At 71.2% G+C, this 21199-nt stretch carries 16 protein-coding genes; 10 read left to right on the forward strand and 6 right to left on the reverse strand.

What is annotated here, in order from left to right; translation table 11 throughout:
* Nucleotides 1-15: 15 nt before the first annotated feature.
* Nucleotides 16-1131, reverse strand: coding sequence for a DNA cytosine methyltransferase (locus GB932_RS12655; protein WP_156761074.1), 1116 nt, complete (start codon nt 1129-1131; stop codon nt 16-18).
* A gap of 532 nt (nt 1132-1663) precedes the next feature.
* Here GB932_RS12655 and GB932_RS12660 point away from each other — a divergent pair.
* Complete coding sequence (locus tag GB932_RS12660) at nt 1664-2104, forward strand: very short patch repair endonuclease (RefSeq protein WP_306769957.1); 441 nt, start codon at nt 1664-1666, stop codon at nt 2102-2104.
* 4 nt (nt 2105-2108) lie between these two features.
* On the opposite strand, the gene GB932_RS12665 is transcribed toward GB932_RS12660, so the two are convergent.
* On the reverse strand, nt 2109-3998 hold the full coding sequence (locus GB932_RS12665) for a helicase HerA-like domain-containing protein (RefSeq protein ID WP_156761058.1): 1890 nt from the start codon (nt 3996-3998) through the stop codon (nt 2109-2111).
* A 70-nt stretch (nt 3999-4068) separates the two neighbouring features.
* Between GB932_RS12665 and GB932_RS12670 the strand changes: the two genes are divergently transcribed.
* Nucleotides 4069-4299, forward strand: a complete 231-nt coding sequence (locus GB932_RS12670) for a hypothetical protein (RefSeq protein WP_156761059.1) — start codon at nt 4069-4071, stop codon at nt 4297-4299.
* 208 nt (nt 4300-4507) lie between these two features.
* Nucleotides 4508-5743 (forward strand): S1 domain-containing protein, encoded by a 1236-nt coding sequence (locus tag GB932_RS12675; RefSeq protein ID WP_156761060.1) that lies wholly within the window; start codon nt 4508-4510, stop codon nt 5741-5743.
* Between the two features lie 3 nt (nt 5744-5746).
* Here GB932_RS12675 and GB932_RS12680 read toward each other — a convergent pair whose 3' ends face one another.
* Together GB932_RS12680 and GB932_RS19250 are read right to left on the reverse strand one after the other, a co-directional pair.
* Nucleotides 5747-7027, reverse strand: coding sequence for a HipA domain-containing protein (locus GB932_RS12680; RefSeq protein WP_197517468.1), 1281 nt, complete (start codon nt 7025-7027; stop codon nt 5747-5749).
* The gene (locus tag GB932_RS19250; RefSeq protein ID WP_197517469.1) at nt 7024-7248 is read right to left on the reverse strand and encodes a helix-turn-helix domain-containing protein; all 225 of its coding nucleotides are present in this window, start codon (nt 7246-7248) and stop codon (nt 7024-7026) included. Before GB932_RS19250 ends, GB932_RS12680 begins: the two co-directional genes overlap by 4 nt.
* Before the next feature lie 132 nt (nt 7249-7380).
* Between GB932_RS19250 and GB932_RS12685 the strand changes: the two genes are divergently transcribed.
* Genes GB932_RS12685 through GB932_RS12695 form a run of 4 tightly spaced genes read left to right on the forward strand, consistent with a single transcriptional unit; the run spans nt 7381 to nt 12683 of the window.
* Nucleotides 7381-8547, forward strand: a complete 1167-nt coding sequence (locus tag GB932_RS12685) for an exonuclease SbcCD subunit D (protein ID WP_156761062.1) — start codon at nt 7381-7383, stop codon at nt 8545-8547.
* Nucleotides 8544-11855, forward strand: coding sequence for an AAA family ATPase (locus GB932_RS12690; RefSeq protein WP_156761063.1), 3312 nt, complete (start codon nt 8544-8546; stop codon nt 11853-11855). Before GB932_RS12685 ends, GB932_RS12690 begins: the two co-directional genes overlap by 4 nt.
* Nucleotides 11852-12028, forward strand: a complete 177-nt coding sequence (locus GB932_RS19255; RefSeq protein WP_197517470.1) for a hypothetical protein — start codon at nt 11852-11854, stop codon at nt 12026-12028. Before GB932_RS12690 ends, GB932_RS19255 begins: the two co-directional genes overlap by 4 nt.
* Nucleotides 12029-12074: 46 nt before the next feature.
* Nucleotides 12075-12683 (forward strand): tRNA-specific adenosine deaminase, encoded by a 609-nt coding sequence (locus GB932_RS12695; protein WP_156761064.1) that lies wholly within the window; start codon nt 12075-12077, stop codon nt 12681-12683.
* A 187-nt stretch (nt 12684-12870) separates the two neighbouring features.
* On the opposite strand, the gene GB932_RS12700 is transcribed toward GB932_RS12695, so the two are convergent.
* Complete coding sequence (locus GB932_RS12700) at nt 12871-14928, reverse strand: NAD(+) synthase (RefSeq protein ID WP_156761065.1); 2058 nt, start codon at nt 14926-14928, stop codon at nt 12871-12873.
* 52 nt (nt 14929-14980) lie between these two features.
* Here GB932_RS12700 and GB932_RS12705 point away from each other — a divergent pair, with 52 nt between their 5' ends.
* Nucleotides 14981-18517, forward strand: coding sequence for a TM0106 family RecB-like putative nuclease (locus tag GB932_RS12705; RefSeq protein ID WP_156761066.1), 3537 nt, complete (start codon nt 14981-14983; stop codon nt 18515-18517).
* 7 nt (nt 18518-18524) lie between these two features.
* On the opposite strand, the gene upp is transcribed toward GB932_RS12705, so the two are convergent.
* The gene (upp, locus tag GB932_RS12710; protein ID WP_156761067.1) at nt 18525-19160 is read right to left on the reverse strand and encodes a uracil phosphoribosyltransferase; all 636 of its coding nucleotides are present in this window, start codon (nt 19158-19160) and stop codon (nt 18525-18527) included.
* 103 nt (nt 19161-19263) lie between these two features.
* Here upp and GB932_RS12715 point away from each other — a divergent pair, with 103 nt between their 5' ends.
* Both GB932_RS12715 and GB932_RS12720 read left to right on the forward strand, forming a co-directional pair.
* Complete coding sequence (locus tag GB932_RS12715; protein ID WP_156761068.1) at nt 19264-19725, forward strand: nucleoside deaminase; 462 nt, start codon at nt 19264-19266, stop codon at nt 19723-19725.
* A gap of 305 nt (nt 19726-20030) precedes the next feature.
* The gene (locus GB932_RS12720; RefSeq protein WP_156760168.1) at nt 20031-21164 is read left to right on the forward strand and encodes an IS30 family transposase; all 1134 of its coding nucleotides are present in this window, start codon (nt 20031-20033) and stop codon (nt 21162-21164) included.
* The last annotated feature ends 35 nt before the right edge of the window (nt 21165-21199 follow it).

The raw sequence follows: 21199 nt of genomic DNA on the forward strand, positions 1-21199 counted from the left end.
GGATTGGTGCTCGTGTTACACGTCTCTCTCGAGGCTCCGCGGGGACGCCAGATGCACGGTCGCGTCGGTGACCGCGAGGTTCGGCTCGATGTGATCGTACGGGGCACCAGCGAAGGACTTGAACAGCGCTTCGAAGACCTTCTGCGCGCCCTCGGGAGGCACAGCCATACCGACCTGTCGGCGGACGCTTTCTTTCGAGCCCTTGAACTTGAACCAATCGGGGAACGTCTGGATTCGCGCGCGCTCACGGTTGGTCAGAGCGCGGTTCTCCTTCCAGTGATAGCCATGTGTGCCACCGCCGCCTGAGCCGGTCAGCGTGTACGACGGACGATCGTGTTGCAAGCGACGATAGATCTGACTGAGCGTCGCGCCCTTGACTTTGAGCTTAAGGTCCTCGGGCATCCGCTTCGCGTTGAAGGCGTTCTCGCCGGGATCGATGTAGCTCAGACGCCGCTCGACGGTGGGCGACTGGCGGGTGCGCTCCTGATTGGTGACCTCTGCCGGAATCCCCGTGAGCGCCTGTCCGACGGTCTTCCAGTCCGACTTGGTTGGGTGAGTCGGCTTCGGAACGCGGAAAGTCACGCCTGCGGTTGCGAGGTCTGCACGAATGCCGACAATGATGATGCGGTGGCGGCGCTGCGGCACCCCGTACTCTTCGAACTTGTATAGGTGCGGGGTGAGGACGTAGCCCGGGCCAGCGTCACACATCGCGCGGAGAATCTTCGCGAAGTCCCGGCCGCCGTTCGAACTTCGCAATCCGGAGACGTTCTCCGCTACGAACCAGGCTGGCTCATACTCATCGAGCACATCGATGCCGAACTGGTACAGAGGGCCGAAATCTCCCTTCAACCCGCGACTTTCACCGACGAGGCTGTAGTCGTTGCAAGGGAAGCCGAATGCGAAGCCATCGATGCTCCCGAGCTCGGCGATTGGAAGATTGCGGACGTCGCCGAAATGCACCGTGTCGGACGTCGCACCCGGGATGTTGGCGACGTAGGTATCGACGGTGCTTTCGTCGTGATCGTTCGCCCAAGCGTGCCGGAGGTCCACGTTGAGCTCCGTAGCCGCCATGTGCGCGCCCAGGGCCATCCCTCCTGGACCTGAGAATAGCTCGCCCATGCGGAACGTCATGCTCACTGTCGATTCCTTCGCCTTGTTTCGTCAGCACTGGATGGCAGGGCCGTCACTACGGGTAGCTATGCCGCGCGCCAGGCGCCGCGGTGCAACTTCCCGCTTCGCAGCCTATCCCAGTACTCAGACATCCGTTCGATTGTGGCTGATCGACCGGCGTGTCGCCGCGACCGACACCGCGATGGCAAGCACGCGTCAGACAACGACGAGGTCTGGGACCGGTTTGGCGCAACTCAGCTGGTGGGACGCGTCGGCTCGCGCGAGGACGGCACGGCCTCGAAAGTGCTTGCGGCCGTCGTCGACTTGCTGACTGACGGTGCGCACCGCGACTCCCGAACCGGCATAGACGATCAACTGACGTCCCTATCGGCTGCGCGGCCCCGCTCGGGGGCTCTGGGGTTTGATCGCCACGTCGCCGAGCACTCCTGGAGACCAGCGACTTCCTGCCGCTCCTACACCCTTGATTACGAGGATCTGTGTGCTGAGCGCCACCGAAGCACGACTGAGGCGAGTGAGGTGTCACGATGGAGGGGTGACCGCACAAGACGACGTTGCGGAACCCAAGGGGATGTCGACCGATGACCACGCCCGCCGCACGATGCGCGCAAATCGCCGACGCGACACGGGGCCCGAGCTTGCGGTGCGCAGACTCCTCCATGCGCAGGGCCTTCGCTACCGAGTCGACCATCGCCTCGCCCCTCCGCTCCGCACACGCGCCGACATCGCCTTCACACGGTGTCGGGTTGCGGTCTTCATCGACGGCTGCTTCTGGCACGGTTGCCCCGAGCATGCGACGCAACCGAAACGCAACGCCGGCTACTGGGGCCCGAAGCTCGCGCGCAACATCGAGCGTGACCGCGAGACGGACGCCGCTCTCCGAGCTCTCGGCTGGACGGTGATCCGCTTCTGGGAGCACGAGGATCCGAGCGGCGTCGCGGACGCGATCGCGGCCGTCGTCCGAACGCGCCCCTGAGCCCCTACCGCCGCCCGTTCCCGAACAGCCCCCGCACCACGCCCCGCAGGACCTGCTTCGTGATGGGGGAGTTGAGCACCTCGTCGAGCGGGGAGTCGGCGCGGCGACGCGAGGTAGTGCGGCGGCGCGACGACGATCGGGACGACGAACGAGCCGGCGCGCGCAGCGACCGCTCGTACTTCTCCTGCGCCTTGCGGGCCTCCTCGGCGGACTTCTCCCGAGCCTCCGCTTCCTCCGCGGCCCGCTCGGCCTCCTCTGCCGCGTTGAGCTTCGCGGTGAGGATCTCGTGCGCGGACTCGGGATCCACCGCCGTGCCGTACTTCTCCAGCAGCGGCGAGGCCGCCACGACGGACCCGATCGTGCCCTCCGGCGCGGTCGACATGAGCCCCTGCGGCGCGCGCATGCGGGTCCACGCGACGGGCGTCGGCGCGCCCTTCTCGCTCATCACCGTGACGACCGCCTCGCCCGTCCCCAACGACTGCAGCACGCTCTCGAGGTCGTAGCCCGACTTCGGGTAGGTGCGCACGGTCGCCTTCAGCGCCTTCGCGTCCTCGGGAGTGAAGGCGCGCAGCGCATGCTGCACGCGGGATCCGAGCTGCGCGAGCACGTCGCTCGGCACGTCCTTCGGCGTCTGCGTGATGAAGAACACCCCCACGCCCTTCGAACGGATGAGCCGCACCGTCTGCACGATCGACGACAGGAACTCCTTCGATGCGTCCGTGAACAGCAGGTGCGCCTCGTCGAAGAAGAACACGAGCTTCGGCTTCTCGGGATCCCCGACCTCGGGCAGCACCTCGAACAGCTCCGCGAGCAGGTACATGAGGAACGTCGAGAACAGCTCCGGCTTGTTCGCGACGTTCGGCAGTTCGAGCAGGTTCAGGATCCCGCGCCCGTCCTCCGCGTGGCGGATCAGATCCATCACATCGAACTCGGGCTCGCCGAAGAACTCATCCGCGCCGTCCGCAGCGAATCCGATCAGCTCGCGCAGGATCACCCCCGCCGTCGCCGACGTGATCCCGCCCAGCGACTTCAGCTCGCCCTTGCCCTCATCGCTTGTGAGGAACGACAGCACGGCCCGCAGATCCTCGAGATCCACGAGCGCGAGGCCGTTCTCGTCCGCGTAGTGGAACACGAGCTGCAGGCTCGACTCCTGCGTATCGTTCAGCCCGAGCACCTTGCTCAGCAACAGCGGGCCGAAGCCGGTCACGGTCGCGCGGATCGGGATCCCGCTGTTCGCGTTCGTCGCGCGATCGCCGCCGAGGGCGAAGAATTCGACGGCCGACGCCTTCGGCTCCCATGCCTGGCCGATGCCTCCCGTGCGCTGCGCGAGCTTCTCGCTCGTCTCGCCCGGCACGGCGACGCCCGAGAGGTCGCCCTTCATATCGGCCGCGAACACGGGCACACCCTTGTCGGCGAGCTGCTCCGCGATGCCCTGCAGCGTGCGGGTCTTGCCAGTTCCCGTCGCGCCGGCGATGAGCCCGTGGCGATTCATCATGCCGAGCGGGATCCGGATCTGCGCCTGCGGCAGCGCGGATCCGTTGACGACGGCGCCGAGCTCGAGCGCGGCGCCCTCGAAGGCGTAGCCGTCGACGATCGCCTGCACGTCATCCGCGGACAGCGGGCCGTCGCTCTCGGGGAGGGGCGCCGATTCCGCGTCGGCGGGCGCCGGATCCTCGTCAGCTTCCGCGTCTGCTGTCGCGGGATCCGTGTCCTCCTCCGCGTCGTCCGGCGCCGGATCCGCTGCCTCGCCCCGCAGCGCGTCGGCCGCGGCCTTCGCCGCGGCGGCTTCGGCGGCGGCGAGCGCCGCCTTCTTCTCGGCGAGCTCGAGCGCCGCCTTCGCGGCCTCGGCCTCCGCTCGGAGACGGGCGAGTTCGGCATCTTCGGGCGCGGCCATGCGGTCAGCATAGCCAGGGGTGAGGCGCGGCTGGAAGGCCTGTATGCCGGATCCGCAATACGGTGGAGGCATGCGGCACATCGCGACGGTTCACGACGCCGAGCTCTTCGCCCTGGAGATCCTGCGCGAGCGCGTCAAGCCCCTCGTCGTCGTGTCGACGCGCCTCGACGGTGAGACATTCGACTTCGACGCCGAGACCATCGCGAGCGAGCTGGGATCCGCCGCCGACGTCGTCACGATCGCGACGGGCGAGCCGACGCGCGCCGTCGAGCAGACGCTGCCCGCGAAATGCCAGGTGTAAGGCGGCGCCGCGCGATCGTATCCGCCCGACTTCGGCACGGATCCGGACTGGATGCGCTCGCGGCTGCACTTCCGCCAGTACGTCGACGATTCGCGCGTGATCGACGATGCGCTCTCGCAGATCACGCGCGTCGCGTCCGCGCCGCGCCACACGGCGCCCGCCCGGGCGTGGGTGACGGCGACGGTCGTCTCCCTCTCGGACGAGGTCGGTGCGATCGCACGGCTCGCGGACGGCGCGCTCGCGCGGATCGACGCCGATCTCCTCGACCCGGCCGTCTCCCTCACCGACGCCCTGGAAGAAGGCGCGACCGTCGACGACCGTCGAGGGGTGGCTCGTCGATCTCGACATCTCCGTCGAACCCGCGCCCGCCGACCTGAGCGTGTTCGCCGACGGATCCGTCACCCTCGCGCGCGTCGAGAAGGTGACCGAGCGACGGGCGCACCTGAGCCTGCACCCGAGCACGGATGAGGTCGTCCTGCGCCGCCGCGACATCGTCGGCGAGGGCGACGAGACGCCGGTCTTCGAGGTCCTCGCGGTCGGCGACATCGTCGAGGCCCGCGTGCGCCGCGACGAGTCGGGCGCGGTCGGGCTCAGCCTGCTCGACATCGACGCCGATGCACCGCGGGCGGCGGCTCTGCCGCTCGTCGCGGGCGGTCCCTCGTGGCTGCGGGCGCCGCACCGCGAGGCGCGAGGCGAACACCCGGCCGAACCGCCGACGACGCCGGTCGAGATCGCGGCGCCTCCCACCGCGCCGGCGGGCGACGTCTCCGCGCGCCTGTCCGACCTCACGCGCGAGGTGGCGGGGATGTCTGCGACGCTCACGCGCCTCGCCCGGACGGGGTTCGCGACACCCGCGCCCGCCGCCCCGCGGGCGGGCGCCGACTCGTCCGACCTCAAGCGCCGGCTCGGCGAGGCGCAGGCCGACAACAGGCGCCTGCTCGATCAGCTGTCCGAGGCGAACGGCGCGCGGCGCAAAGCGGAGAAGCAGACGGCCAACGGATCCGGTCGCCCGCCCTCGCGATCGACGCGTCGCGCCCACTGGGCCAGCGACGACGAGTGGCTGCGCCACGAGATCCTCCTCGCCTGGGTGGATCGCGTCGACGCGAGCGACAAGGCGCGCTTCCCACTCGCCGACCATCGGATCGGATCCGCGTTCGCCTCCTCGCTCGCACCCCTCGACGAGGCGCAGTTCGCGAAGGCGATGCGTGCCGTCGTCGACGTGCTCACAGGGCGCGCCGCGGAGATCGCGGGGCGCGACGTGCACCGCCTGCGATCCGGCTGGGGCGGCGACGACCCGCCCGTCGTGCGCGACGACGGCGCCCGGTGCTGGCGCGCGGCGATCGAGCTCAACACGGCCTCCGCACGCCGCCTGCACTACTGGGAGCTGCCCGGCGGATCCATCGAGCTCAGCCGCGTCGTGCTCCACGACGACACGACGCCGTAGGGGTCAGGGGGCGACGAGGGGCAGCCGCGTGAGGCCGCGAAGCACGCGGTCGGCGACAGCGGTCGCCTCGGCCCCATGCCCGTCGATCGCCGACCGCGCCGCGTCGAAGGCGCCGATGACGTCCCGCCGCACGCTCGCGACGAGCTCCTCTGCCTCGTCGAATGCGACGCCGAAGCGTGGGCCGACGCCGGCGAGCGCCGGAGCCGAGATGCGATGGAACGAGTATTCGCCGGCGACGCTCATCGCCGAGTCGATGCGCGCGGATCCGTCCCAGTACCCCGCATAGGTCAGCAGATCATAGAGCGGGGCGAGACGTGCGGTGCGGCCGTCGAGGATCAGGGAGAAGTTCTTGGCGTGCGCATCCGTGCAGCCGGCGACGATGTTGAACACGAACGCGCGGAAGAAGGCCGCGCCCGCGCGTGCCCTGTCGGCAGCGATCGGGAGGGACCCCAGCAGCTGTGCGACCTGCGCGAGCCCGGGGCCGCCATCGCGATGCTGATACTTCCTGGCTGGCGACACGCTGAGCGCCTGGCACATGTCCTCTTGGTGGACGCGGTGCCAGAGCCCGTCCTCCGCCCGCCGACGGTCATAGCGCTCGCTCACGAGGACATCCCAGTCGCCGATCCGAACGATCTCGGCGCGTGAAACGTCGTTCCCGAGGTGTTCGGCCGCACGCAGCGTCAGCTGCTCGACGACGTCGATCCGTCGGAAGGATCCGACCACGGGCTTGAGGATGTGGGTGGTCGGCGTCGCATCCTGGGGGACGCCCCATTCGCCATCGGGCAGACGGTGCAGAGCGATCTTCGGCTGCGCGCCGGCGAGGCTGAATCGACCCGCTGAACTCGCGTCCGGTGTGCCATCGCGGTACTCCGCCACCACGCGATCGAGCATGCCGGAGACGTCCACGTCGGATACCGGCTCGACCGTTGCGCGAGGTCCCGAATCGGACGGATCCTGCCCCGGCGGCAGCAGCTGGACGGCACCCGCGGCGTCGGCGCCGACGTGCTCGAGGAGCGAGAAGGGATTCCGTGACGATGTGTGGAACCGGCTTCCGAGGGCGCGCAGGGCCTCTTCGCTATCGGGCAGCAGGCCTTCGAGCCACGGCAACGCAGCGCGCTTCCTGTGCCTCGTCGTCGCGAGAGGCATCGACAGCGAGAGAGGCGTGGAGCCGGACCTCGAGCGGTAGGCGTCGTCGTAGTCGAAGGTGAGGTTGCCGGACGCAGTCTGAGAGAAGTATCCGGCGAGCCGCCCGTCGAGATAGGCGAACAGCTGTCGATCGCTCACCAGCGGACCTCCTGGGTCGTCAGAGATCTCAGGGCGATCTCGAAGTCGAGCGCTTGGAAGAGGTCGAAGAGCTTGCTGGCTTCGACGGAGGACTTCCCTGCCTCGACGTCGGCGACGAACGATCGTGAGACCATCGCCTTCTCGGCGAGCGCCGTCTGCGTCCAGCCGCGATTCTCGCGCAGCTCGCGCACGACGGCGGCGGCCTCGCGCACTGTCAGCATGATGGCTCCCTTCTGCAGGCACCGAGTGTCGCCGTACGGCGACACTCTAGTTTGTCGCCGTACGGCGACACAAGGGGTTGTCGCCGTACGGCGACGCGTTCGTTTGTCGGTGCTGCCGAATAGCGTGGGGGCATGCGGATCCTGCACACCTCCGACTGGCACATCGGCCGGTCGTTCCACGGCCATTCGACGCTCGACGCGCTGCGCGAGGTGCTCGAGGCCCTCACACGCGAGGTCTCCGAGCGCGGCGTCGACGTCGTGGTGCTCGCGGGCGACGTGTTCGACTCCGCGACGCCCGCGGCGGCGTGCTATTCGCTGCTGACCGACACCCTCCTCGGCATCCGCGATGCCGGCGCGCGGGTCGTGCTCACGAGCGGCAACCACGATTCGGCGGCGCGCCTCGGCTTCCAGGCGCCGTTCCTCGGGCGGGCAGGGGTGCACGTCGTGACCGATCCGCTGGCGACGGGCACGCCGATCACCCTCGACGACGCGCACGGCCCCGTGCACATCTACGGCATCCCGTACCTCGAGCCGGCCCTCGTACGTCACCTGTGGCCCCGCGAGACCCTTCGCACACAGGAGCAGGTGATGGGCCACGCGATGTCGCTCGTCGAGGCCGACCGGGCCGCGCGCGGCGGGCGATCGGTCGCGATCGCGCACTGCTTCGCCGCGGGCGTCGAGCCGACGCCGCAGCTCGAACGCGAGGTGCGGCAGGATCTCCGACAGGGCTCGCTCGACGTCGTGCCGCTCGCGCACTTCGACGGCCCCGACTACGTCGCCCTCGGGCACATCCACGGGCGCGCCGCCCTGTCCGAGCGCGTGCGCTACGCGGGGGCGCCGCTGCACTACAGCTTCGGCGAGGGCGGCAAGCCGCGCGGCGCGTGGCTCGTCGACCTCGGCGCCGACGGGCTCGACGCGGTCTCGTGGGTCGAGCTGCCGGTGCCGCGGCGACTCGTCACCCTGCGCGGCACGCTCGACGAACTGCTCGGCGACGCCTCGTTCGCCGCGCACACCTCCGACTGGGTGTGCGCCGTGCTCACCGACGCGGTCCCGCCGCACGAGCCGATGCGGCGGCTCAGGTCGCGCTTCCCGCAGTGCGCGACGATCCAGCCGGATCCGCAGCGCCGCGAGACCGACACGGCCCGCACCTATCGCGAGCGGGTCGCGCGCGAGACCCCCGATCCGCAGATCGTCGACGACTTCCTCGCCCTCGTGCGCGACGGCGACGGGGCGAGCGAGGGCGAGAGGCAGCTGATCGCCGATGTCATCGCCGAGGCGCGGGCGGAGGCGGCGCGATGAGGATCCACCGCATCGAGATCGAGGGCTTCGGCCCGTTCCGCGCGCGTCAGACGATCGACCTCGACCAGTACGCCGCTGACGGCATCTTCCTCATCGCGGGCCGCACGGGCACGGGCAAGTCGAGCATCCTCGACGCCGTCTGCTTCGCCCTGTACGCCTCCGCGCCGCGCTACGACGGCGGCGAGCAGCGCTACCGCAGCGACCACGCCGAGCCCGGAGACGCGACGAGCGTCGCGGTTGAGTTCTCCGTCGACGACCGTCGCTGGCGCGTCGAGCGCAGCCCCGAATACGAGCGGCCCAAGCTCCGTGGGGAGGGCACCACGACGGCGCAGCCGAAGGTCGAGGTGTTCGAGCAGGTCGACGGCGAGTGGATCGGCCGGGCGGCACGCGCCGTCGAGGCGAATCAGCTCATCGCGCAGGTCGTGGGGCTCAACCAGCAGCAGTTCCTGCAGGTGATCCTGCTCGCGCAGGGTCGCTTCGCGCGCTTCCTCCTCGCCAAGAACGACGAGCGGCAGAAGCTCCTGCGCACCCTCTTCGGCACGCGGCGCTTTCAGGATTACGAGACGGCGTTCGACGAGCGGCGGAAGCACCACGCGTCCCTTGTCGGAAGCCGCGCCGAGGCGCTGCGCGCGATCTTCGACCAGGCGCAGGGCGAGCTCGAGCGGGTCGAGCAGGCCGCGGCCGACGCCGACTCGGCGGCCGCCGGCGGCGCGACCGCATCGTCCCACGACGGCACGACGAGCCAGGCGAGTGACGTCGAGGTTGCGGCGTCCGCGGCGGGAAGCGCAGCACGCGCGTCCGCGCCCGCAGATCACTCGGCGGAGCAGACAGGCCGCGTGTCCGGCCAGACCACGGCGCCGGCGGGCGGCGCGATCGAGGCGGGAGACCCGGACGGCGCAGCCGACGACTCCCTCGATGCGCGCATCGCGAGGCTCGGCGCGGGTGCCGAGCTCGCCGTGGCGCACGTCGAGCGGGCCGGGCGGTTGGAGGAGGAAGCGCGCGGGCGACGCGCCTCCGCAGAGGCCGAGCGCGATCGCGCCCGCGCGACACACGAGCACCAGGCACGGCGCGATCGCGCCCGTGCTCAGCTTGCGGAGCTCGACGACGGCTCCGAGGCGATGGCTGCCAGGCGATCCGAGCTCGACGCGGCCCGCCGCGCCGAGGCGGTCGCCCCCGTCGACGACGCCGCCGATCGCGCCGAACGGGCCGCCGCGGCGGCGCTCGCCGACGCGCACACCGCCCGTGAACAGTGGGTCACGGCGCGTGACGAGGCCCTCTCGCAGGCCGCCGACGTCCTCGGTGCCCCCGAACAGTCCGGCGACCAGTCGGCAGCCGGCACCGCCGCGGGAGACCTCGTCGACGGGGCCGGGTCCGACGACCTCCCGGCTGCCGACGCCGTCCCCGATGTCCTCGACGCGTTCGTCGACGACAGCAACCGGCGCATCGGCGCGTGGGAGCCCCTGCGCGAGATCGAGACGCTGCTCGCCGACGAGACGGCCCGCCTCGACGACCTCCGCGCCGACCACGTCACGGCAGACGAGCACCTCGCAGGGCTCGCCGCGCGACGCGAGGCGCTGCCCGGGCGCATCGAGGCCAACCAGAAGGCGATCGACCGGGCGGCCGAGCGCGCCGCGCGTGCCGACTCCGTGCGGGCGCACATCGCGCAGCTCGAGCAGCAGTTCGCGGCGCTCGGCGCGGTCACCGACCTCGCCTCCCAGTACCGTGCCGCCGTCGAGCACGCGGCCGCGGCGACCGCACGTCGCCGCGCGGCCGAAGACGCGCTCAGCGCGCTGCACGCCCGGCGACTCGCCGGGTACGCGGGCGAACTCGCGACCGGCCTCGACGACGACGACGCGTGCCCGGTCTGCGGATCGACGAACCACCCCGCGCCCGCGCCGCTCGCCGACGACCACGTCACGGCCGAGCAGCTCGACGCCGCCGATGCCGAGCGCGCCGATGCGACGACCGATGCCGAGGCGTCGGACACGCGCCGCCAGCGCCTCGAGGTCGACCTGCGCGCGGCCGAGGAGCGCGCGGGCGGGCGCACCGAGATCGAGGTCAACGGCGACCTCGTCGCCGCACGTGACCAGCTCGCCGACGCCGAGACGGCGGCGCGCGAGAAGGCAGACCTCGAGCGCGAACGCACCGCGCTCCAAGGCGAGCGCGATGAGCTCGACGACCGGCTGACCCGCGCCACACGCGAGCGCGCCGCGCTCGACGCGACCATCACGGCCGGCGAGCGCGAGCTCGCCGGCCACCGCGACGCCGTCCGCCGCGGACGCGGATCCTTCCCCTCCATCGCCGCGCGCATCGGGGCCGCGCAGCGCCTCGCCTCCGCGGCATCGACGCTCGCCGACGCCGACCGCCACGCGTCGCGCGCCGCCGCGGAGCGGTCCCAGCGCGCGGCGGACCTCGACCGCGCGCTCACCGACACGGGCTTCCCCGATCGGCGAGCCGCGCGCGACGCCCGCCGCGACGCGCAGGCCATCGCCGCCCTCGACACGGCGCTCGCCGACGAAGCAGCACGGCGTGCGTCCGCGCACCAGGCGCTCACCGAGCTCGCCGAATTCGACCTCCCCGAGGGTCCGGTCGACGTCACCGCCACCGAAACGGCACTCGCCGCCGCCCGGGAGGCGCTCGATGCGGCCGTCGACGCCCGCGCCACTGCGCGTCAGGTCGCCGACGCACTCGCCGCGGCCGTGCGTCGCGCCGATGACACCCACCGGGAGGTCGGCGAGGCCGCGCGCGCCGCCGAGGAGATCGCCCGCCTCGCCGACGCGATCGCCGGACGCGCGCACAACATCAAACGCATGAACCTCGAGACATTCGTGCTCGCCGCCGAGCTCGAGGAGATCGTCGAGGCCGCCAATCGGCGCCTCGCGGAGATGTCCAGCGGCAGGTACGCGCTGCAGCACACCGACGCCCTCGCCCGACGCGGCGCCGCGTCGGGCCTCGGCATCGAAGTGCTCGACCGCTTCACGGGGCGCCCCCGCCCCGCCCACTCGCTCTCGGGCGGCGAGACGTTCCTCGCCTCCCTGTCGCTGGCGCTCGGTCTCGCCGAGGTCGTGACCGGCAGGTCGGGCGGCGTCCGGCTCGACACCCTGTTCATCGACGAGGGCTTCGGATCCCTCGACGGCGAGACGCTCGACGTCGCCATGCGTACGCTCGACGAACTCCGCCAGGGCGGCCGCACGATCGGCGTCATCAGCCACGTCGAGGCGATGAAGGAGCAGATCCCCGCACAGCTGCGCGTCATTCCGCAGCCGCAGGGCTGGAGCACAGTCGACCAGGGCAGAATGGAGGCATGAACAAGGGCACGATCTGGACGATCCTCGGCGTCATCCTGGCGGTCATCATCGCCTTCTGGATCGTCAACGTGCTCTTCAGCCTCCTGTTCTGGCTGTTCAAGCTCGCGGTCGTCGCCGTCGTCGCGCTCATCGTCTTCTTCGCGCTGCGCGCCGCGTTCCGCTCCCGCGCCTGACCCGGCGCGCTACCCGCGCGAAACATGCGCGGCATAGCCTGACGGCATGCACCTCCCACACCTCGCGCGCGCCGTCACCCTCGAGCTTCCCGCCTGGCTGGACGACGAACTCGCCGACGTGCCCGACGTGATCCCCACCACGGAGGATCGCGTGGCACTCGTCAACCGCCTCGCCGATCGCAACTGGCGCGAAGGCAACGGCGGCCCGTTCGCCGCCCTCATCGCCGAGCGCGCGACCGGCCGCATCGTGTCGGTCGGCGTCAACGTCGTACTCGCATCGAACATCTCGCTCGGGCACGCCGAGGTGACCGCGATCGGCACGGCGCAGAGCCGGCTCGGCGCGTGGGACCTCGGCGGCGCCGGGCTTCCCGAGCACGAGCTCGTCGTCAACTGGCGTCCCTGCGTGCAGTGCTACGGCGCGGCCATGTGGTCGGGGATCACCTCGCTCGTCCTCGCCGGCCACGGCCCCGAATGCGAGGAGCTCACGACCTTCGACGAGGGCCCCATGATCGACACCTGGGTCGAGGCCTTCGAGGAGCGCGGCATCTCGGTCACCCTCGACGTCGCGAAGGCCGACGCCGTACGCGTGTTCGAGGCGTACCGTGACGCGGTCGACACGGGCGGCGCCGTCGTCTACAACGCCCGCCAGGCCTGACGGATCCCCCCCGCCGCGGCCGGATCCACCGGTGTACGCCGCATCGCCCGCGCGCCGGCCCCGCTCCCGAGTGCGCATCGGCCCCCTGGAGACGGCAAGAGGGCCGAACGGCACTCGGGGCGGCGCCGGAGGGCGCGTCCGCACTCTGGAATCGCGCGCCGGCGCGCTGGGCGTCGGGGCGCCCGCGTCAGCGCTCCGGGAACGCCCGATCCAGCTCCGCGAGCCAGGCGCGCGCGTTGCCGTCGCTCGGGGCGCGCCAGTCGCCGCGCGGCGAGAGGGATCCGATGTGCGACACCTTCGGGCCGTTCGGCACGGCCGAGCGCTTGAACTGCGCGAAGCCGAAGAAGCGCTTCAGGAACACCCGCAGCCACCGCACGATCGTGTCGAGGTCGTATTCGGGGCGCTCCCCCTCGGGGAAGCCCGCCGGCCAGTCGCCGTGGGCCGCGTCCTCCCAGGCGTGCGCGGCGAGGAACGCGATCCGCGACGGGCGGGATCCGTGCCGCAGCACGTGCGCGAGGGTGAAGTCGTGCAGGGCATACGGACCGATCGCGTCCTCGGTCGACTGCACCTTGCCGTCCTCGCCGGCCGGCACGAGCTCGGGGGAGATCTCGGTGTCGAGGACGGCCTGCAGCACGCCCGCCTCATCGGAGCTGACGCCCTGCGCCTCGCCCTCGGCGACGACCCACCGGATGAGGTGCTGTATGAGCGTCTTCGGCACGCCGCTGTTGACGGCATAGTGGCTCATCTGGTCGCCGACGCCGTAGGTCGCCCAGCCGAGCGCGAACTCCGACAGGTCGCCCGTGCCGACGACGATGCCGCCGTGGTGGTTGGCGAGGCGGAAGAGATAGTCGGTGCGCAGGCCCGCCTGCACGTTCTCGAACGTCACGTCGTAGACCGGCTCGCCGTCGGCGAACGGATGCCCCATCTTCGCGAGCATCTCGGTCGCGGCCGGTCGGATGTCGATCGTCGAGGTCGTGGCGCCGACCGACTCCGCGAGGGCGATCGCGTTCGACTTCGTGTGGTCGCTCGTCGCGAAGCCGGGCATCGTATACGCGAGGATGTCGCTGCGCGGGCGGTCCATGAGGTCCATCGCCCGCGCGATGACGAGCAGCGCATGCGTCGAGTCGAGGCCGCCGCTGACGCCGATGACGGGCTTCGGTGATCCGATCGCCGTCATGCGCTGCACGAGGCCCGCGACCTGGATGCTGAACGCCTCGTAGCAGTCCTGCGCGAGGCGCGCGTCGTCGTCGGGCACGAAGGGGAAGCGGTCGACGCGGCGGCGCAGGCCGACGTCGCCCTTGGGCGGCCGCAGCTCGAACGGGACGCGGCGGAAGTCGGCGGCGCCGGCGTGTGCGCGGCGGTTGTCGTCGAACGTGCCCTGGCGGATCCGATCCTGCCGCAGGCGGTCGAGGTCGACGTCGGCGATCGACGCGGTCGCCGCGCGCGGGAAGCGCTCGGTCTCGGCCAGGAGGGATCCGCCCTCGAAGATCATCGTCTGGCCATCCCACGACAGGTCGTTCGTGGACTCGCCGAGGCCCGCGGCCGCATACGCGTAGGCGGCGAGGCAGCGGGCCGAGGCCGACTGCGCGAGCAGTCTCCGGTCATCTGCGCGGGCGACCGTGATGGGGCTGCCCGACAGGTTGAGGAGCACGGTCGCGCCCGCGAGCGAGGCGAGCGCCGACGGCGGGACGGGCACCCACATGTCCTCGCACACCTCGGCGTGCACGACGAGGCCGGGGACATCGCTCGACTCGAAGAGCAGATCCGGTCCGAAGGGGACGTCGCGTCCGGAGAGACGGATCGTGCCGCGCTGATCGTCGCCGGGCGCATACCAGCGGCGCTCGTAGAACTCGCGGTAGGTCGGCAGATGCGATTTCGGGGCGACGCCGAGGATCTCGCCGCGGTGGATCGCGACGGCGCAATTGTAGAGGCGGCCGTCGCGCGCGAGCGGCGCGCCGACGACGAGCAGGGGCATGATCCACACCGACTGCTCGCGGATCTCCTCGATCGCCGCGCGCACGCCGTCGAGCACGACATCCTGCATCACGAGATCGTCGATCGCGTAGCCCGAGAGGCACAGCTCGGGGAACACCGCGACGGCGACCGCGTCGTCGTCGAGGCCGCGCGCCGCGTCGAGCACGTGCCTCGCGTTCGTCGCGGGGTCCGCGACGGCGACGGGGACATGGCAGGCGGCGACGCGCGCGAAGCCGTGGCGGTAGGCGCTGCGGAAATCGAACTCGGTCACGTCGGCCAGTCTGGCACCTTCGTTTGTCAGACGTCGGAATTACCGTGGAGGCATGCGAATCACCCGCGACGACCTCCGGCTCATCTGGAGCGCGAGCGACCTCAAGGCCGCCGCCGAGTGCGAGTTCGCGTGGCTGCGCCGCATCGACGCGAAGCTCGGTCGCTGCGAGCCGGTCGACGATCCGGCGGACGCGATGCTGGCGCGCGCGGCCGAGATGGGCGACGCCCACGAGGCGCGCGTCCTCGCCGCCTACCGCTCGCGGCACGGCGACGCGGTGGTCGAGATCGAGCGCGCCTCGTCCGCGGACGCCAGCGCGCTGGGGGCGGCGGTGGGGTCGACGCGCGAGGCGCTGGCGGATCCGTCGACGCGGGTCGTGTTCCAGGGGGCGTTCTCGTCGGGCGACTTCGTCGGATTCGCCGACTTCCTCGTCCGCGACGACGACGGGCGGTGGCGCGTGCAGGACACGAAGCTCGCCCGCACCGCCCGATCGACGGCGCTCATGCAGCTGGCGGCATACGTCGACCAGCTCGACCTCGCGGGCGTCGCCCGAGCCGACGAGGTCGACCTGCTGCTCGGCGACGGATCCACCTCGACACACCAGGTGCGCGACCTGCTGCCGCTCTTCGAGGTGCACCGCGCGCGCCTGCGCGCCCTCGTCGCCGATCGCCGCATCTCGACGGGCGCCGCGACGGCGGCGATCACGTGGGGCGACGCGCGCGGCGAACTCGGCGTCCGCGCGTGCGGCCGCTGCGAGGTCTGCGAAGTCGAGGTGCAGGCGCACCGCGACGTGCTGCTCGTCGCCGGGATGCGGCCGACCCAGCGCGACCGGCTGCGCGCCGCCGGCATCGAGACGATCGACCAGCTCGCCGAGGCGCGCGAGAAGCCCGCCCGGCTGAGCGACGACGCGTTCGGCGCCCTGCGCACGCAGGCGCGACTGCAGGTCGAGACCGAGCGCGAGGGCACGGGGGCGCCCCTCTACGAGGTCGTGAACCCCGCGGCGCTCAGCGCGATGCCGCGCCCCGACCAGGGCGACATCTTCTTCGACTTCGAGGGAGATCCGCTGTACAGCGAGCGACGGAGCGACGGCCGCACCCTGTGGGGCATCGACTACCTGTTCGGGTGGGTCGACCTGCGTGAGCAGTACACCCCGATCTGGGCGCACGACCTCGCCGCCGAACGCCACGCGCTCGAGCGCTTCTGCGACTTCGTCGCCGCGCGCCGTCAGGCGCACCCGCAGATGCACATCTATCACTACGCGCCCTACGAGCCGTCGCACCTCGCGGCGATGGCGGCGCGGCACGGCGTCCGCGAGGCCGAGGTCGACCGCATGCTCGCCGACGAGCTCTTCGTCGACCTGTATCCCGTCGTCAAGCACGCCCTGCGCGTCGGCTCGCGGTCGTACTCGATCAAGAAGCTCGAGCCGCTCTACATGGGCGACGAGGTGCGCACACAGGACGTTCAGAAGGGCGACGACTCGATCGTCCGCTACGTCGAGGCGCGAGGGCTGATCGAGGCGGGGCGCGATGGCGAGGGGCGCGCGATCCTCGACGACCTCGCCGACTACAACCGGTACGACTGCGTGTCGACGCGCCGCCTGCGCGACTGGCTCGTCGACCGCGCCCGCGAGGCACGCGTGCTCCCGGCCGCGCCCGACGACCGGCTCACCGACACCTATGAGCCGTCGCCGCGCGCGATGGCCCTCACAGCGCGCGCCGACGAGCTGGCCGAGGCCCGCGACGAGGGCGAGCCGGCGTCATCAGACGAACAGGCGCTCCGGCTGGCGGCGGCCGCGATCGATTACTACCCGCGTGAGGCGAGGTCGTTCTGGCAGGCGCACTTCGAGCGGCTGCGCGAGCCGGCGTCGCTCTGGGGAGAGACGAAGGACGTCATCGTCGTCGACGTGCGGCGCTCCGACGTCGCGGACGACTGGCACATCCCCGACGGATCCCGCGCCGAGCGCCGCCGCGTCGAGCTGCGCGGCGACCTCGCCCCCGGCACCCGCCTCAGCGCCGGCTCATCTCCCTATGCGCTGTACCCCGCGCCCGCACCGTTCCCCAACGAGGCCTCGCAACGCTGGATCCACGTGCCCCGCGAAGTCACCGTCGTCGAGGTGCTCGACGACGGAGTCGTCATCGACGAGTACGCCGTCGACGGGCAGACGTGGCGCGAGCTGCCCATCGCCCTCACACCGCCGTCGCCGCCGCGGGCCGGCGCGCAGCAGGGCGCGATCGACGAGTGGGCCGACACCCTGCTCAAGGGCGAGAACCACGTCGGCACGGCCGACGGCGCATTCCCCATCGACCCCGCGACCGACATCCTCCGCACGCTGCGCGCCGATCACCACTCGGGCAGGGTCGTGTCGTCCGCGATCGGCAGCGACATCGACGCGATCGTGTTCTCGCTGCTCAGCGTGCCCACCTATCTCGCCGTGCAGGGCCCGCCCGGCACGGGCAAGACCTACGTCGGCTCGCACGTCATCGCGCGCCTCGTGAACGACCACGGCTGGAAGATCGGCGTGGTCGCGCAGTCGCATGCCGTCGTCGAGAACATGCTCGACCGCGTCGTCGCCGCCGGTGTCCCCGCCGCGCACGTCGCCAAGACCCTCAAGGGCGGCGCGCGCGCCGACGGCCAGTCGTTCACCGTGCTGCCGCGGAACGGTCTCGCCGCCTACCAACGGGGTCGCTCGAAGGGCTACGTCATCGGCGGCACCGCATGGGACTTCGCGAATGTCACGCGCGTCGACCGGCGCGGCCTCGACCTGCTCGTCGTCGACGAGGCCGGACAGTTCGCGCTCGCCTCGACGATCGCCGTGTCGATGGCCGCGCGCCGGCTGCTGCTGCTCGGAGACCCGCAGCAGCTTCCCCAGGTCAGCCAGGGCACGCACGCGGCGCCCGTCGACACCTCGGCGCTCGGATGGCTCATGCGCGGATCCGCCGTCCTGCCCGACGGGCACGGCTACTTCCTCGCCCAGACCTGGCGCCTGCACCCCGACGTCGCCCTGCCGGTGTCCGAGCTGTCCTACAGCGGACGGCTGCGGGCGAGGCCGGGCGCCGAGCTGCGCTCGATCGACGGCGTCGAAGCCGGCCTCCACCCCGTGCCGATCGCGCATCGCGGCAACGCGACAGAGTCGCCGGAGGAGGCCGAGGCCGTCCTGCGCATCGTGCGCGACACGATCGGGCGCGGCTACGTCGACATCGACATCGACGACGAACAGGAGGCCGCGGCCCGGCCGCCGCGCCCGCTCGCGCAGAGCGACGTGATCGTCATCGCGCCCTACAACGCGCAGCAGCAGCTCGTCGAGCAGACCCTCACGCGCGGCGGGTTCCCCGATGTGCGCGTCGGCACGGTCGACCGGTTCCAGGGGCAGGAGGCCGCGGTCGCGATCCTCACCCTCGCGGCCTCATCGGGTCGCGACGCTCCGCGTGGTCCCGACTTCCTGCTGCTGCAGAACCGGCTCAACGTCGGCATCAGCCGCGCCGAGGTCGCCGCGCACGTCGTCTACAGCCCGGCGCTGCTCGACGACCTGCCGTTCCACGCCGACTCCGTGGCGCGCCTCAGCGCCTTCGCCCGCCTCGTCGGCCGGGCGTAGGCGCGCGTCAGTCGGCCGTGCCGTAGAGGCGGTCGCCGGCGTCGCCGAGGCCGGGCACGATGTAGCCCTTCTCGTTGAGGCCGTCGTCCATGGCCCCGAGCACGAGGTTCACGTCGCGGTCGCCGACGAGGCCGTCGATCGCCTGCACACCCTCCGGCGTGCCGAGCAGGCACACGGCCGTCACCTCGGTCGCCCCGCGGTCGAAGAGGAACTTCACGGCCGCCGCGAGCGATCCGCCCGTCGCGAGCATCGGGTCCAGCACGAAGCACTGGCGTCCGGCGAGGTCGTCGGGGAGGCGCTCGGCGTAGGTCGTCGGCTTGAGGGTGCGCTCGTCGCGCACGATCCCGAGGAAGCCCACCTCGGCGGTCGGGATGAGCTTCGTCATGCCCTCGAGCATGCCGAGCCCGGCGCGCAGAATCGGCACCACGAGCGGCTTCGGGTCGGCGATCTTCACACCGGTCGTCGTCGTGACCGGGGTGTCGATCTCGCACTCCTGCACGCGCACGTTCCGCGTCGCCTCGTAGGCGAGGAGGGTCATGAGCTCTTCCGTCAGCTGACGGAACACGGGCGACGAGGTCGCCTTGTCGCGCAGGACGGTCAGCTTGTGGGTGATGAGCGGGTGGTCGGCAATGTGCACGCGCATGAGCAACAGGCTACTTGCCCCGGGCGTGAACTCCCTCGGTGCGGGCCCGAACGGCCCCCGAGTTCATCGCATGTGCACGTTCCATCCCCGTAGCCTGGATCCCATGACCCCCGATCCGGCCGACGTCCGCCTCATGCACGCGGCGCTCGCGCTCGCACACGAGGCGGCTGCGGCGGGCGAGGTGCCCGTCGGCGCCGTCGTCGCGGATCCCTCGGGCGCGGTCATCGGGCGCGGCCGCAACCGCCGCGAGCAGACGCATGATCCGAGCGCGCACGCGGAGGTGCTCGCGATGCGCGAGGCCGCAGCGCACCTCGGATCCTGGAACCTCGACGGATGCACGCTCGTCGTCACGCTCGAGCCGTGCGTGATGTGCGCGGGCGCGCTGCTGCAGGCGCACGTCTCGCGGCTTGTGTTCGGCGCGTGGGATGACAAGGCGGGCGCCGCCGGATCCCTCTACGACGTCGTGCGCGACCGGCGCCTGCCGGTGCGCGCGGAGGTGATCGGCGGCGTGCTCGAGGCCGAGGCCCGCGCCCTGCTCACGCGCTTCTTCGAGGCGCGCCGCTAGCCACGACACGCCCTGCCGCCCTGGTTGGGTTCTAGCGGTGGTCGCAACGCCCTGACTTTCAGGAGGTCGCGGCCATCGTGTCGTTTTCGGAGAAGCGTCAACAGTTCCTCGTCCTGCTCGACGAGGTCGGCAACGTGGGGATCGCCGCTCGCGAGCTGGGCGTGAACTACTACACCGCCCGCAATTGGGCGCGGAAAGCGGGAAAGCGATCGGTCCGCCAGCCGCGTCCGGATTCGCGCCAGGGCGAGTACAAGCGGCTCCGGGAAGAGGGAGCGTCTCGACGAGACGCGGCCCAGCGGGTCGGGATCCACGAACGCACCGCCCAGGACTGGGACCACGGTGTCCATCACTCGCGGAACTCGCGGTTTCATCCCGACGGGCGCCGCGTGAATTACTCCACCGGTCAGGTCACGATGGAGTCCATGACGACTCCACCACCATCACAGGTTCCCGAGCAGACGGGTTCTCGTCTGCTGTCGCTTCCAGAACGGGAGAAGATCGCGGATCTGACCCGACTCGGTTGGTCGTTGCGGGCGATCGGCCGGGACCTGGGAAGGTCGGCATCGACGATCAAACGCGAGCTCGACGCCCGGACCACCGGCGGCGTCTATCTGCCGTATGGCGCGCATCGTGACGCGGCCGTGAAACGGGCGCGCCCGAAGCCAGCGAAGCTCGCCCAGCCGGGACGGCTGCGGGAGTTCGTGTCGGACCGGTTGGCGCAACAATGGTCTCCGGAGCAGATCAGCGGCGTCTTGTCGCGTGATCACGCCGGCGACGAGAGCATGCAGGTGAGCACGGAGACGATCTACCAGGCGATCTATGTCCAGGCCCGCGGCGGCCTGAAACGCGCCGTCGTCGACGCGCTGCGCACCGGACGGACCCGTCGTAAGCCGCACCGATCGCCGGGACACCGCACGAGCCGGTTCGTCGATCCGATGATCATGATCAGCGACCGCCCCGCGGACGTCGAAGACCGCGCCGTCCCCGGGCACTGGGAAGGGGACCTGATCGTCGGGGCGGGCAACCAGTCCGCGATCGTCACCCTCGTCGAACGGTCCACGCGTTACGTGATGCTCGGGCATCTGCCTAGCGACCATACCGCCGAGGCTGTCCGGGATGTTCTCGTCCCCCTGATCGGTTCGTTGCCTGCGCATCTGCGCGGGTCGCTGACCTGGGACCAGGGATCGGAGATGGCCGACCACAAGGCATTCCGGATCGCCACGAACGTCCCGGTCTACTTCTGTGATCCCGCCGCGCCCTGGCAACGCGGCTCGAACGAGAACACCAACGGGCTGCTGCGGCAGTACTTCCCGAAGGGCACCGATCTGTCGATCCACGGTCCGGAAGATCTCGAGCACGTCGCGCAGAAACTCAACGGCCGTCCCCGCAAGACACTCGGTTGGGACACCCCAGCCGAGCGTCTGCTACAACTCGTATAAAACACCCGGTGTTGCGACCACCACTGGAATCCGCC

The sequence above is a fragment of the Microbacterium karelineae genome (assembly GCF_009745985.1).
Taxonomy (GTDB): Bacteria; Actinomycetota; Actinomycetes; order Actinomycetales; family Microbacteriaceae; genus Microbacterium; species Microbacterium karelineae.